The sequence below is a fragment of the Deltaproteobacteria bacterium genome (assembly GCA_026712905.1).
Taxonomy (GTDB): Bacteria; Desulfobacterota; Binatia; order UBA9968; family JAJDTQ01; genus JAJDTQ01.
In genome coordinates this window covers 36598-50608 of sequence record JAPOPM010000219.1, presented here as the reverse complement: position 1 = coordinate 50608, position 14011 = coordinate 36598, and the positions used below count along the sequence as shown (strand labels likewise).

At 65.6% G+C, this 14011-nt stretch carries 11 protein-coding genes; 2 read left to right on the top strand and 9 right to left on the bottom strand.

Annotated elements, in window-relative coordinates; all coding sequences use genetic code 11:
* The 4 genes from OXF11_18325 to OXF11_18310 all read right to left on the bottom strand — a co-directional run.
* Window positions 1-586 (bottom strand): aryl sulfotransferase (locus OXF11_18325; protein ID MCY4489055.1); only part of this gene is annotated, 586 nt, incomplete at its 3' end.
* Window positions 587-620: 34 nt separating this feature from the next.
* Complete coding sequence (locus OXF11_18320; GenBank protein ID MCY4489054.1) at window positions 621-2057, bottom strand: amidase; 1437 nt, start codon at window positions 2055-2057, stop codon at window positions 621-623.
* A complete protein-coding gene (locus OXF11_18315) occupies window positions 2057-3013 on the bottom strand; it encodes a hypothetical protein (GenBank protein ID MCY4489053.1) in 957 nt (318 codons plus the stop codon). The genes OXF11_18320 and OXF11_18315 overlap by 1 nt, the downstream gene beginning before the upstream one ends.
* Window positions 3014-3116: 103 nt before the next feature.
* Window positions 3117-5261, bottom strand: coding sequence for an acetate--CoA ligase family protein (locus tag OXF11_18310; GenBank protein ID MCY4489052.1), 2145 nt, complete (start codon window positions 5259-5261; stop codon window positions 3117-3119).
* A gap of 400 nt (window positions 5262-5661) precedes the next feature.
* Between OXF11_18310 and OXF11_18305 the strand changes: the two genes are divergently transcribed.
* Window positions 5662-6645, top strand: a complete 984-nt coding sequence (locus OXF11_18305; protein MCY4489051.1) for a capsular biosynthesis protein — start codon at window positions 5662-5664, stop codon at window positions 6643-6645.
* Between the two features lie 93 nt (window positions 6646-6738).
* On the opposite strand, the gene OXF11_18300 is transcribed toward OXF11_18305, so the two are convergent.
* From OXF11_18300 to OXF11_18280, 5 genes are all read right to left on the bottom strand, one after another.
* Window positions 6739-7638 carry a glycosyltransferase family A protein gene (locus OXF11_18300; protein MCY4489050.1) on the bottom strand — a complete coding sequence of 300 codons (900 nt, stop codon included), beginning with the start codon at window positions 7636-7638 and terminating at the stop codon, window positions 6739-6741.
* Window positions 7638-8915, bottom strand: coding sequence for a glycosyltransferase (locus OXF11_18295; protein MCY4489049.1), 1278 nt, complete (start codon window positions 8913-8915; stop codon window positions 7638-7640). The genes OXF11_18300 and OXF11_18295 overlap by 1 nt, the downstream gene beginning before the upstream one ends.
* A gap of 131 nt (window positions 8916-9046) precedes the next feature.
* Complete coding sequence (locus OXF11_18290) at window positions 9047-9331, bottom strand: hypothetical protein (GenBank protein ID MCY4489048.1); 285 nt, start codon at window positions 9329-9331, stop codon at window positions 9047-9049.
* Between the two features lie 396 nt (window positions 9332-9727).
* A complete protein-coding gene (frc, locus tag OXF11_18285) occupies window positions 9728-10984 on the bottom strand; it encodes a formyl-CoA transferase (protein MCY4489047.1) in 1257 nt (418 codons plus the stop codon).
* A gap of 27 nt (window positions 10985-11011) precedes the next feature.
* Window positions 11012-12763 (bottom strand): thiamine pyrophosphate-binding protein, encoded by a 1752-nt coding sequence (locus tag OXF11_18280; GenBank protein MCY4489046.1) that lies wholly within the window; start codon window positions 12761-12763, stop codon window positions 11012-11014.
* A 251-nt stretch (window positions 12764-13014) separates the two neighbouring features.
* Between OXF11_18280 and OXF11_18275 the strand changes: the two genes are divergently transcribed.
* A complete protein-coding gene (locus OXF11_18275; protein ID MCY4489045.1) occupies window positions 13015-13809 on the top strand; it encodes a PhzF family phenazine biosynthesis protein in 795 nt (264 codons plus the stop codon).
* The last annotated feature ends 202 nt before the right edge of the window (window positions 13810-14011 follow it).

Here is a 14011-nt window from a genome sequence, read left to right as displayed (position 1 = left end):
TCACGCCGCCGTCGTCCAGCGGGAAGCAGGCGTTGGCGTGGGCGAACTCGTCCCTGCCGCAGGAGTGGCACATCTCCCACCGGTCCAGGTCCAGGTCACGCCAGGCGTGCCACTCCCACACCGTGTCGCCCGCGGGAGAGACCTCCCTGACATAGTCGCCGTAGGTGAGGCCTTCGTGCTCGCTGCCGGGCCGGCCGCCCTTGATGCGGGGCTGCACGTCGGCCGGCACCGGCTCCCAGCCGATGTAGATGGTGTTGCCGTTCGGGAGACGCCGGAAGTCGTGGTGCTGGCCCGGGTCATTGTACTCCCACACCACTTCTCCGTCCCAGGTGTACTCCCGCAGGAGGCCGCCCTTGCCGCGCCGAAGCGGCGGCCCGTCCTCCGTGCGGCCGGCCCAGAGCAGGTTGCCGTTGGGCAGAAGATACGCGTAGTTGCCCGGGCACAGAGGAAACGACCACTCGTGGAGCACCTCACCGCGCATGCCGATGATGTACGCCTTGGTTGACGATTGCGGCACGATGAGCGTGTAGCCCGGCGTCGCTTTCACATTGTCGTAGACCAGCACTCCCAAGTCACGGTGTCTCATTGGACCTCCTGTCCTTTATGAACCGAATCGCAACTCAAGAAATCTGCGGCGGCCTTCGGGTGTGCCATCCCGCCGCCTGCTCATAGGCGTGCGCCACCCGCAACAGCGCCGGCTCTTCGAAATGGGGTGCGGCGATCTGCAGACCGATGGGGAGACCCTGGGCGGAGAAGCCGCCGGGCACGCTGACGGCCGGCGCGCCGGTGACATTGAAAGGGATCGTGCAAAGGGTCCCCCGGGTGCCGCGGGCGTCCGACAACGGGATCCGCCCGCGCGCCGTTTCAACGTACCCTTGCTCGCACTCCTCGATGGTCTCGGCCGGCATGCTCACCGCCGGGCTCACGATGACGTCCACCTGCTCGAAGGCCCGGTCGAAGGCCTCGCCGATGAGCCGCCGGACACGTTGTGCGGTGACGTACGCGTGGGCGGGGAGCGTCAGCGCGAGGACCTGCCGGCGCATCAGCCCCGGACTGTAGTCCTGCGGGCGGGTGCGCAGAAAAGGCTCGGCCGGCGACAGGTTCTCCACCCGGGCGGTGACGAGCTGCACCATGGGGATGTGCTCCACGTACGGAATCGACAACTCCTGCACCGTCATGCCCAGGGACTCCAGCAGTTTCACTGCCTCCGCCGTGGCCTCCTTGACCTCGTCCACCGCCAGGTCGTCGAAGTAGTCGCGGACGATCCCGACTCTCAGACCCGCCACCCCCTCGCCGAGGAGCGCGTCGAAGTCCGGCACCTGGACGTCGCTCGAAAGCGGATCCCTGGGGTCGGCGCCGGCAATGGCCTGCAGCATCAGCGCGCTGTCCCGCACCGTGCGGGTGAGCACGCCGAAGTGGTCCGTGGAATAGCCGCCGGTGCCGGCCACGCCGCCGACCCGGCTCACGCGGCCGTAGGTGGCCTTGAGCCCCACCACGCCGCACAGGGACGCCGGGTTGCGCACGGAGCCGGCGTTGTCGGTGCCGATGGAGGCCAGCGCCAGCCCCGCGGCCACGGACGCGGCCGAGCCGCCGCTGGAACCGCCGGAGACACGGTTCCGGTCCCACGGATTGCGGGTGGTGCCGTAGTAGGGATTGATGGTGGTGCAGCCGGCTGCCCACTCGTGCAGGTTGGTCTTGCCCAGGATCACCGCGCCGGCCTGCTTGAGGCGCGCCACCACCGTGGCGTCCTCGTCGGGGACCCAGTCGGAAAGATGTTTGGAGCCCGCGGTGGTGCGGACCCCAGCGGTGGCGAGGCTGTCCTTGATGGAGACCGGAATGCCGTGCAACGGACCGCGGTAGCGGCCGGCTGCCAAGTCCGCTTCGGCCTGGGCGGCATCCGCCAGCGCCCGCTCCCGCATCACGGTGACGAAGGTGTTCAGCTCGGGGTCCAGGCGGTCGATGCGTTCCAGGTACGCCCGGGTCAGCTCCACCGGCGAGACCTCCCGCGCCTCCATGCGGCGCGCGGCTTCGGCGAGGGTGAGTTCCTCCAGGTCCATCACAGGTAGCCGTGCTCCTTGCAGAACTGCTCCGCTCCGGGGTGGAGCGGCACGTCCAGGGGCGTGGCCTCGGTGTCCTTCCACAACTGGTCGATGCCGGTCAGCGTCTCCCAGTAGATCTCGTTCTGCCGCTCCTTCAGCGCCGCGCACACCTTGTAGACGTCCTCGTCCGGCAGCGAGGCGCGGGTGTAGAGGGGCCAGCCGCCGTAGTCGATGCAGGTGTGGTCCGCCTTGAGATGGGGGTAGCATCCCGCCGGCATGGTCACGGTGCGCCAGCCCAGCGCGTTGAGCTGTTCCATGGCGAAGTCGTCTGGCGTCACCGGCTCCATGCCGCGCGACAATGCGTCGTCGAACCACAGGACCAGGCCTTCGTCGAAGACCGCGTCGATGGTCTCGTCCTTGAGCGCGGCCATGCGCCGCTCGTCTCCGGGCCCGCCGTTGAGTTGAAGGCTGCCGCCCCAGGATTCCAGGTCCGCGAGCGTGAAACCGTAGATCTCCAGGGTCTGGTCCAGCAGCACCCGGGTGGAGTGGGTGGCGTCCTCGCGGATGGAGAGACGCAACGGATACTTCTGCTCCTTGATCTGCGACAGCGAGGTCAACCCGGTGCGGGGGTGGATCATGAACACGAACCGGTCCCAGGACGGGTAGCAGGCCACGACCCTGAGGGGCAGCGGCTCCGTGAAGAGCCCGACGCCCCGGTAGGCCTGGGTCAGGAAGGCCGAGGGATTGACCATGGACATCTCCAGGTCCCCCCGGGCCACCCCGTGGGCGATGATGGGCGAGCCCGTGGACATGCGCAGCCACGGACGGAAGTTGTCCGCCGACCCGCTCCCCACCGAGATGCACATGTCCCGGTTGCCGTAATACGGCGTGTTCGGGTCACCCGCCACATGCAGCCCGATTTGCCACAGCATCAGGGTACGCTGAAAATTCGCCCCGCGAGGCAGTCGTTCCATGGTCGATCACTCCTTGTTCGGTTCGGCCGGTGCCGTCTTGTACGCCTGCGCAAACGCAACCCGACCAAAGTTGTGGTTGATGCCCGAGCGCCACGGCCCCGGCCTATCCCAGCAGCCCGGCCCCCCTTGCCCACCGATACTTGGCGCCCAGGACGGCCACCGGGAGCTCGGTGGTGTAGGGACAGGCCACGATGCCGCGTTCGTAGAGGTACTCCGAGGCCTCCTCCACCTGCACGTCGCCCACCAGCGACACCACCACCGGCTTGTCGATGCCCTTGTCGCGGCCTTCCTGCACCACCCGGGCGCACAACTCGGCGAAGACCATGGGCGGGGTGATGATGGTGTGCCAGTAGCCCAGGATGAGGGCGTGGATGCGGTCGTCCTCCAGGCCGTAGCGGATGGTGCGCTCGTAGGTCGTGGGGGGCTCGCCGCCGGTGATGTCCACGGGGTTGCCCGAGGCGCCGAAAGGCGGGATGAACTGCTTGAAGCCCTCGTCCAGGTCCTGCGGAAACCGCATGAGCGAGAGTCCGTTGGCCACCACCGCGTCGGACAGGAGCACACCGGAGCCGCCGGCGCCGGTGATGATGACGATTTCCTCACCCTTGGGGGTGGGCAGCACCGACAGGCCCCGGGCGAACTGGAGCATGTCGTTCAGGGAGTAGGCGCGCACCACGCCGCAGGCCTTCAACAGATCGTCGTAAACCTTGTCGTCGCCGGCCAGGGCGCCCGTGTGGGAGGCCGCGGCCCTGGCGCCAAGCTGCGTGCGGCCCGCCTTGAGCATCACCACGGGTTTTTTCTTCGACACACGGCTGGCGACCTCGTAGAAGCTGCGGCCGTCCTTCAGGTCCTCGGCGTGCATGGCCACCACCTGGGTGTTGTCGTCCTGCTCGAAGTACGTGAGCAGGTCGTCCTCGTCCAGGTCCGACTTGTTGCCCAGGCCGACGATGGCCGAGACTCCCAGCCGGGTGGAGCGGCTGAAGCCGATGATGGACATGCCCACGCCGCCGCTCTGGGACGACAGCGCCACGGGTCCCTTGACGTCGTAGGGGGTGCAGAACGTAGCGCAGAGGTTGGCCGGGGTATAGTAGAACCCGTAGATGTTGGGGCCCATGACGCGCACGTTGTACTTGCGCGCCTCCGCCAAAAGCTCCTCCTGCAACTCCTTCTCGCCCACCTCGGCGAAGCCCGACGGGATCATCACCGCCCCCGGGATACCCTTCTCCCCCACCTCCGTCATGGCCGCCGCGCAGAACTTGGCGGGCACCGCGAAAATCGCCACGTCCACGTCCTCGGGGATGTCCTTGACGCTCTTGTAGCACTGCTTGCCGAGGATCTCGTCGGCCCGGGGATTGATGGGGTAGAGGGCGCCGGCGTAGCCGCCGTTGATGATGTTCTTCATCACCGAGTTGCCGATCTTCCCCTCCCCGTCCGAGGCACCGATGACCGCCACCGCCTTCGGATTCATGATACGTCGCATGGCCGACACGATCTCGTCCCGGGAGGGCCGGTAGGGCTCGGGCCGCGGCGCAAAATCCACGGTCATGACGCTGTCCACCGCAGTGGCGCCGTCGGCGTCCGCCAACACCGGATTGAGGTCCACTTCGCGGATCTCCGGAAAGTCGTTCACCAGCTCCGAGACGCCGACGATGACGTCCGCCAGCGCTTCCCGGTGTACCGCCGCACCGCCCCGGACGCCCCGAAGGACCTCCGCCGCGGCCACGCCGTCGAGCATGGCGAGGGCGTCGTCACGGCTCGCCGGCGCCAACCGGAAGGTCACGTCCCGCAGCACCTCCACCAGCACGCCACCCAGCCCGAAGGCCACCACCTTGCCGAAGCTCGGGTCGGTGACCGCGCCGACGATGACCTCCACGCCCCCGGCCGACACCTGCTGCTGGATCTGCACCCCGCCCAGCACCGCGTCGGCCTTGTAGGCCCGGGCGTTCTTGATGAGCGTCCTGTACGCCTGCTCCGCCTGTTCCCGGTCCGTCACCCCCACGCGCACGCCGCCGGCCTCGGTCTTGTGCAGGATGTCCTCCGAGACGATCTTCATCACCACCGGGAAGCCGATGTCCTCGGCCAGGTCCACGGCCTCCGCCGCCGACTGGGCCACGCCTTCGCGCGGCAGCGGCACCCCGTAGGCGCGCAGGACCGCGCTGCATTCCAGAGGCGAAAGCGCGGTCCGGCCCTCGGACTTCACGCGCTCCATGACGGCGCGCACTTCCTCTTGCCGGTTCGATCCTGCCTGCATGGCCTGAGGCCTCCTTGTCTCGGTTGGGATCCTACCGCGTTGACGCCCCACGGTCCCGCGTCGGCCGACCGGAGCACAGGCCGAGACGGCGTCCCGTCCGGCGTGAATCCTGCCTATCCGTTCCATCGGCCGAGGTCAAGTTCGCATGGGGCACCCGTGACGTGACGGATGGCGGGCTCGACAAGGCCCGCGAACGGTTGACACGGCGAGTTCTCCCCCGCATAAGTTGCCACGAGGAGGGTCGCCGTTGCGTCGAGTTCTGCTCCTCTACAATTCACCGCGTGTCAAGAAGTACTTCTCCCTCCTGAGTTCGAGTATCGTGTCTCCAGAGGTTATCTGTCGCGGGGTTTCCTTTCGTTTGTCGGCTTCCCCGCCGCCGGCCCGGAGCGTCGAGGAGATCATGGACTACGGCATGCGCCGCAAGGAGGCGCGCGCGCACTACGGATCCGCGCGACTGGCGCTTTTCCGCGGTGCGTACCGCGCGGCGGCCGTACTCCACTACAACCACGCAATGCAGGCCATCGAACGGCTGCGCCCTGACGCGGTCGGGGTCTGGGGGGGCAACGCCGTGGACGCGAGAGCGGGGGCGGTCGCCGCGCGCAACGCCAGGCTCCCGTGTTTTCGATTCGAGAACGGATTTCTCCCCAACACGACGCAAATGGATGCGCGCGGGGTGAACGCCGAGTCCTCGGTACCGCGTGATGAGGAGTTTTACCAAAAACGGGCAGCGGCCGCGGACCCCGAAGTCCCCTATGCGCCGTCCGTGAGGACGCCTCTGCGAGCCAAGCGGGGCCTGGCGCCGGCGCCCCTTCCGGAGCGTTACCTGTTCGTCCCGTTCCAGGTGCGCCTCGATAGCCAGGTCATCCTTCACTCCCCCTGGATCCGGGACATGCACCAGTTGTTCGACACCATGGTCCGGTGCGCTCGACGCGTACCAGGCACTCCGGCACTGGTGTTCAAGGAGCATCCGAGCTGCCCGTTGCGCTATCCCGAATTGCATGAGAAAGCGTTACGACTCGACAGCGTCCGCTTCGCCAACGGGAATCCCACCGAGGAGCTGATCCGCAACGCGGCGGGCGTCGTCACCATCAACTCGACCGTGGGGGCCGAAAGCCTGCTGCTGGCGAAGCCGGTGCTAGCCCTCGGCAATGCGGTCTACGAGGTGCCGGAGGTCGCGTCCTCGGCGCGTTCCGAGGACGACGTGGTGCGATGGATCGAGGACATATGGGCCGGGCGCCCTCCGGCGGCTCCGCTCCGAAACAGCTACCTCCGATTTCTGAACGACGAATACCTGGTCCCCGACCGGCACCAGGACGCCGGGCCGCGGCACATCGACGCCGTAAGGGAGCGCTTGACCGCGCCCGAGCGGTTTACATGGGGATAGCTGTTGTTTTGGGTGATCCCTAAAATCGGACAACTTGCTACGGTGTATTCCACCGAGCATGCTGAAGAAGTAGGGACCGTTCACCGAACCGGGTCAGCGACGAGATGCTGAACGCTCCCAGCATCTCCGCAAGAGCGTTCGAAGCCTTCCCGTGACCGAGCCCTGCCGGTACCGGCCCTTTACGGCATGGCGAATCTGACAGACGCCCGAAATATCAAGGGGCGTGCCGTCGGTGCCCAGGAGCCACCGGAACGCCCGGTCCTCGTAGGCCTTACGCCAACGCGGCGCAGGCTGTTGATAGAAACCGATTGAGGCACAGTAACCAAGAGCCCGTGCTACGTCTCCATGTGTAATCTGGAAGGACCCCTTCGCCTTGTTATGGATCCCATTGTGCGGGTGAAAAGCGCTGACCGGGACTTCTCTCACGGCGGGGGATGCGCGCCCTTGCACCAGTATCTCGTGGTCCTCGGGCAGCAAAGACGTACCCAGGATTGTCCTGGGATGCACCAAGGGGTCATCTCTTCCCTGCAACACCTCCGCTAGCGTGCTGAGACAGTCTTCATAGAAGAGAATGTCGGCGTCGGTGAACCAGATCCAATCGGCCTTTGTCGCCCGGGCGGCAAGGTTTCGGCCGATGCTGCGGCGGAAGAGCTCCTGTGGGGGCAGCGGCCGCCAGGACCATGAGACGCCGGGGACGTCGATACCGTCGAAATAGCGCAGCACCCGCAAGACTGATTCATCCTGGGGGGCGTGATACACGGTCATGGTCACATCGAGTTCGTCACAGCGGTGTGTGACGAGGGAACTAAGCTGATAGGTAAGAAAATGGCCATACCGCCAACAATGCGTAACGATCTCGAGAGACAATCTTCCTTTGCGCTTGGCTTTCACCACGCTGGCCGGGTCCGTGTCGCGAAACCACGAAGCGGGAAGCGCTCCGCTAGCGGCCAGATGATACACCAACGTGGAGGCGCTATGGATGAACTCTGACACTAACCGCCTTCTCCCGCCCGACCCGCATCCGCGCAATCCCACAGCGTCGACCGGTTCACACTACCGGATGCAACCGCCTGGATGAGTCGTTCGTAGGCAGTGACCGCGGTGTTCACGGAAAAGTCCTCTGCCCTGCGCCGCAAGACCCCCTTGTCGGGTGGCTTTTCGAGGACGCGCTCCATGGCCATGGCCAACCCGGCCTCATCTCCCACCGCCACCAAAGGACCGAGCTTGCCGTCCAGAAGTATCTCCGCAGGACCAAACGGACAATTCGTGCTAACGCTCGGACACCCGCACGCTAACGCCTCAACCAGCACCATCGACAGCCCTTCGTAGATGGACGAAACGACAAACAGGGAAGCATTGGCCATATATACAAACGGGTCGTCCACCCAACCGGGGAGTGAGACGCGATCGTCAAGTCCCAACCTGCGAACGAGCGCTTGGAGCTTCTTCCGTTGCTTTCCCTCACCCAAAATAATCAGACGGCACGGGCGGCGCGCCGCAAGTCGAGCGAATGCCTTGATAAGGGTCGGATAATCCTTGACTCTCTGAAGCCGTCCAGCCGCAAGCACTGTCGGCACACCATCGTCTTGCAGCCACGGATGGCTCGGAGACATCGCCACTCCGCCAACTAGCGCTTCGGTAACCACCGGATTGTTGATCGCAGTGACATCCTTGGAAGACACTCCAACAAGACGGCTGACTGCGTCGCAGACACCCTGCGACACACCAACAAAATGCGCTGCTTGGTCGGCCATATACCGCAACCTGCACCGGTCTCTTGGTCGCCGATGTTCATAATTGCTGTGAATGATCGGGATGATCGGTGGATGAATCTTGAGGAACCGACCCGCCATAAGAGTGGCGATCTTTGCAAGAGGGAGGCTCGGCAATACACATTCGGGACGTTCGCGGGCAATGTAGGACGCGATGGCACGGGTGAAGTTCAGCAGTCTCAGGTCGGGACGACAACGCAGCAGATTCCATTCGAAAGCGCGCCCCACATCCAGCCAGTTGGCTCTTCCGTATGCTCTTGGTAGCTGCCGCAGCCGAGCACCCATCGACGAAGTGTCCTTCTTCGGAAACCGGCCGCGGAGTTTGTCCACGAAGAATAGCCGGGCGTCCGCGGGAACGTCCTCCGAGTAGTGGAGCACTGGGCGACGGAGCACGATATCCACATGGTGACCGCGGTCGATGAAACCCTGAGCCAGATTGAGCACCACCCGTTCAGCGCCTCCGCCCTTGAGAGTGGGAATGACCAAGGCGATATGCATAGGCGTCACTAAGACTAGCTCCCGGATCCCTAGCTTTGGAACAGTCCCGTCGGCAGGCATATGGTCACCTCGGTCACCTCATGCCTACCGACATACAGACATCTCACAACGTTTGCCTGTAATGGCACGCTTCACGCGCGCTTGGCTAGCGGCAGGGCGGCATCGTGCCCGTCTGCGCGCACTTGTTTCCTGAAGGCAAGATACTTGCTCACGCCCCGCGCAACCCCCGTGACGGCACGCCGCCACGGGCCAATCGTGTAGTTCGCCGCGGGCTCGTAGCGGCTCGACACCGAACGACTCGTGCCGATGAACGTCCCCTCGTATCCGCCGTGATGCACTACCGGCGGGTCAACGTAGAATACGTTGAGGCCGTTGGTCCAATGGCGCAATATGGCATGATCCGATGACAGAACCATCTTCGGCGTGGTCTCCAGAAAATACCTCGCAGCCCTCTGTGTGATGACAAGTCCCTCGGCCCCACTATCGGAATAGCGTACTCTCCCAGCGGTATGATGACCTGTCAGCCGGACACAAGGATAGTAGCGCCGTCGCGGATGCCGTCTGTGCAACGCGACGACATCAAACCCGAACTTCTCTTCCTCAAGGGCCTTCAGCACACCGGGCAGTGAAGACTCAACCCGGCTCCATCGCCGCCCAACATGGCACACGCCGGAGGTATTTCCAATAGAGCGTACCCGCAGGGTGCACGACAAGACAGTGGTGGGAAGGCTAGAGGGGTAAAGCGTGGCAGAACTGTCGTGGACGCCTCAATTCCATGCCCCGTGACGGAGCGTTTTCTTAGCGCACCCCCATCAACCATCCGTCGGCGGCACGCGCGTGAACGCGCCGGCGCTCCGAAGCGCGACGATCTCGTCGGCGCCGTAGCCCAGGACCTCGCTCAGCACCTCGTCGTTGTGCTCCCCCAGGAGCGGTGAGCGCTTCACGTCCACGGGCGAATCCGAGAGCTTGATGGGACAGCCGACGTTGTGCCAAAGGCCGCGCTCGGGGTGGTCCACTTCGACCATCATCTCCCGGAGCTGGACGTGCTCGTCGTGGGCCAGGTCCTTGGTGCTCATGATCGGGCCGCAGGGAACGTCGAGATCGTTCAGGATGTCCATCAGCTCCCACTTGGTGTAGTCGCGCGCGAACTCCGCCAGCAGGCGCCACATCTCGGCCTGGTTGGCGCGGCGCACGTCGATGTCGGCGAAGCGCGGGTCGTTGGCCAGGGCTTCACCGCCGATGCGCGTGGCCAGGGCGGTCCACACGTGCTCCTGCACCACCACGTAGAGGTAGTCGTTGGCGCCGCCGGGCTTGCACGGGACAGCGTTGCCGAGCTGGCCGCCGCCCGAGTCGTTGCCGGCCCGGGGCGTGAAGTCCTCGAACTGCTGCACGGAATACTCGGCCAGGGGGCCGTGCTCGATGCGCTGGTGGTCGCGGAACTTGACCCGGCACAGGTTCATGACGCAATCCATCATGGCGCACTCGACGTACTGGCCGCGGCCGGTGCGCTCGCGCTGGAGCAGGGCCGCGAGGATACCGGCCAGCAGGTGCACGCCGGTGCCGGAATCGCCGATCTGCGCGCCCGTCACCACTGGCGGACCGTCGAACATGCCGCTGGTGCTCATGGCCCCGCCCATGGCCTGGGCCACGTTCTCGTAGGCCTTGAACGCGGCGTAGGGGCCCTCGCTGCCGAACCCCTTGATGGAGCCCATGATCATCCGCGGATTCAGCGCGTGCACCTTCTCCCAGCCGAACCCGAGGCGCTCCAGCACGCCCGGGCCGAAGTTCTCCAGCAGCACGTCGCACGCCTTCACCAGCCGGGTGAAGACCTCCTTGCCCTGGGGGTTCTTCAGGTTCACCGTGATGGAGCGCTTGTTGCAGTTCAGCATGGTGAAGTACAGGCTGTCGGCGTCGGGAACGTCCCGGAGCTGCTTGCGCGTGGCGTCGCCCGCGGGCGACTCGAGCTTGATGACGTCGGCGCCGAGAAAGGCCATGAGCTGGCTGGAGGTGGGGCCTGCCTGGACGTGGGTCATGTCCAGGATGCGAATGCCGGAGAGTGCCTTGTCCATGGAGTTCCTTGCCTGCTTTGTCCCTGACTATTTGTACATGGTCTGACGCTTGGTGCCGGGAGCCCATTCACCCGCGTTCACCCAGATGTTGACGACCGCCGACTTGCCGATGGCGCGCACCGACTCCCGCGCCCGCTGCAGCGCCGGCGCGATCTCGCGGCAGTCGGTGACCTCCTCACCGTATCCCCCCAGCATCTCCGCGAACTTCGAGAAGGGCACGTCTCCCAGCAGGTTGCCGACGTTGCCGCGCTCCTCGCCGTACTTGGAAAGCTGGCCGTAGCGGATCTGGTTCATGGCGGAGTTGTTGCCGATGACCGCGATGTACGGGGCGCCGAAGCGGTTGGCGGTCTCCATGTCGAAGGCGGTCATGCCGAAGGAGCCGTCGCCGTAGTAGCACAGCACTTCCTTGTCCGGGTTCACCAGCTTCGACGCCAGCGCGAAGCCCGTGCCCACGCCCAGCGCGCCCAGGGCGCCGGGGTCCATCCAATTGCCCGGCGCGCGCGGCTCCACGGCCTGGGCGCTGATGGTCACCACGTCGCCGCCGTCGCCGATGTAGATGGTGTCCTCGGTGAGGAACTCGTTGAGCTCCCACGCCACGCGGTAGGGATGGATGGGGTTGGCTTCCGACTGGAAGAGCGGCATGAGCTTGGCCACCCGCTCGCCCTCCAGGCCGCGGAGATGCTCCAGCCAGCGCGCGCGGCCCTCGGCGCCGTTGTCCGGCCGCTCGCCCACCACCGCGTGTACCGCCTTGAGGATCGCGCCCGGATCGCCCACGAGCCCGAGGGAGACGTCCCGGTTCTTGGCCACCGTCCGGTAGTCCATGTCGATGTGGACCACGGTGGCATCCGCGCGCAGCCGCCGGCCGTAACCCATGCGGAAGTCGAAGGGCGTGCCCACGATGACGATGACGTCCGCCTCGTTGAAGGCGTCGCCGCGGGTACGGTTGAAGTAGTGCGGGTCGCCGGGCGGCAGCAGGCCGCGGGCGGCGCCGTTCATGTAACAGGGCACGTTGAGCGCCTTGAACAACGAAGTGGCCGCCTCGTGGCCCCGGCAGGTCCATACCTGGGTGCCCAGCAGCACCGCCGGCCTCTCGGAATTCACCAGCAACTCCGCCAGCTTCTCCACATCCGCGGGATCGCCGATGGACTGGGTGGACGCACGCGAGCGCCCGGCCTCCGGCACCACCGCCTTGTCCGCGGGTACCTCGCGGTCGAGCACGTCCCGGGGGATCTCCAGGTAGCTCGGCCCCGGCGCCCCGGCGAAGCACTCGCGCGCGGCCATGGCCACCATGTCGGCGATGCGCTCGGTGGAACGCACGCTCGCCGAGAACTTGGTGATGGGCGCGGCGACGTCCACGTGCGGCAGGTCCTGCAGCGACCCCATCTTGTGCTGGGTGAGCGCCCCCTGTCCGCCGATATGGAGCACCGGACTCTCCGACCGGAACGCCGTGGCGATGCCCGTGAGCGCGTTGGTGAAGCCCGGCCCCGCCGTCGTCACCACGCAGCCGAGCCGCCCGGTCTGCCGTGCGTACCCGTCGGCGGCGTGGGCCGCCACCTGCTCATGGCGCACGTCCACCACGCGAATGCCCTGGTCGATGCAACCGTCGTAGATGTCGATGATATGCCCCCCGCACAGGGTGAAGATCGTGTCCACCCCCTCGTTCCTGAGGGCCGCGGCCACCAGATGACCGCCGGAGACGACGTTCTCGTCCCGGCTCTTGCGAGCCAGCGTGTCTTCGGCCGTGTTGGATGTTCGGTTGCCGGTCGAAACCCTTGCCATGTTTGCGTTTCCTTCGCGGGGCGCTTGCCGGTATTTCGCCCCATAGCCGCCACGCCGGCGAAATGAAGTTAGTTAATCCCTGTCGGTTACGTCTGTCAATCAGGCTTGCCCGAGGGTTTGTGGTAAGATATCCACTGGCGCAGGGGAGGGCTCGGCGCATGGACCTTGAGATGAGATCACCACCAGTACGGATTGCAACCAAACAGTAAGCAACGCCGGGACGCGGGTCGGCATTCCCTGAATAGTCGCAGATGACCCTGACCATCACTCAAGTCGACGCTTTCACCAGCGAGCCATTCGGCGGCAACCCCGCGGCCGTGTGCCTCCTACCCGCTCCAGCCCGTGCCGAGTGGATGCAGCGGGTGGCGCGGGAGATGAACGTCTCGGAAACCGCTTTCCTGGTTCGCCGCGGAGCGGGCGCATTTGACCTCCGTTGGTTCACGCCCGCGGTCGAGGTCGATCTTTGCGGTCACGCCACACTCGCCAGCGCCCATGTGCTTTGGGAGGAAGGACACCTGCCACCGGATGTTCCAGCCGTCTTCCACACCCGCTCCGGTCGGTTGTCAGCAGAACTGGCCGACGGGTGGATCGAGATGGACTTCCCGGCCGAACCGCCCGACCCTGCACCTGTTCCAGACGAACTTGCCGCCGCCCTCGGAGCCAAACTCGCGTACGTCGGCCGGAACCGCTTTGACTATCTCGTCGAGATTGACACGCAACTGACCGTCGAACGGCTCGCCCCGGACTTCACGCGTCTCGCCGCGATCGACACGCGCGGAATCATCGTCACGGCACAGACGAATACGGGAGTTATTGATTTCGTCTCGCGCTTCTTCGCCCCCAGAACCGGCATCGACGAGGACCCGGTCACCGGGTCGGCCCACTGTTGCCTGGGGCCTTACTGGCAATCCCGCCTCGGCCGCGACACGTTCACCGCGCGGCAGGTGTCGGAGCGCGGCGGCCTTGTCAAGGTCGCCGTTCGGGGCACGCGCGTGATGCTGTCGGGTCACGCCGTCACGGTTCTGCGCGGCAAACTGCTGGCCTGACGGCCTCGGCTAGCCGACGGGTTGCCGGACTCCCGTAAACGTGCCATTCTTTCTTCGAAAAACTATTTGCCGAATCGAAAAAAGGGGTATCCCGTGCTGCGTTTCGTTCCTGCGTTTGGTCTCGCTCTGTTTCTAGTGGGGTGTGGCGGTGGAGCCCTTACGACGACAGCTTCGCTGCCGCCAGAACGGCCGATTAACACCA

Bases quoted from the DNA above. Each gene is read 5' to 3' on its own strand.
- OXF11_18320 (MCY4489054.1), bottom strand. From the start codon at position 2,057: ATGGACCTGGAGGAACTCACCCTCGCCGAAGCCGCGCGCCGCATGGAG.
- OXF11_18315 (MCY4489053.1), bottom strand. From the start codon at position 3,013: ATGGAACGACTGCCTCGCGGGGCGAATTTTCAGCGTACCCTGATGCTG.
- OXF11_18310 (MCY4489052.1), bottom strand. From the start codon at position 5,261: ATGCAGGCAGGATCGAACCGGCAAGAGGAAGTGCGCGCCGTCATGGAG.
- OXF11_18305 (MCY4489051.1), top strand. From the start codon at position 5,662: ATGGACTACGGCATGCGCCGCAAGGAGGCGCGCGCGCACTACGGATCC.
- OXF11_18295 (MCY4489049.1), bottom strand. From the start codon at position 8,915: ATGCATATCGCCTTGGTCATTCCCACTCTCAAGGGCGGAGGCGCTGAA.
- OXF11_18290 (MCY4489048.1), bottom strand. From the start codon at position 9,331: ATGGTTCTGTCATCGGATCATGCCATATTGCGCCATTGGACCAACGGC.
- frc (MCY4489047.1), bottom strand. From the start codon at position 10,984: ATGGACAAGGCACTCTCCGGCATTCGCATCCTGGACATGACCCACGTC.
- OXF11_18280 (MCY4489046.1), bottom strand. From the start codon at position 12,763: ATGGCAAGGGTTTCGACCGGCAACCGAACATCCAACACGGCCGAAGAC.
- OXF11_18275 (MCY4489045.1), top strand. From the start codon at position 13,015: ATGACCCTGACCATCACTCAAGTCGACGCTTTCACCAGCGAGCCATTC.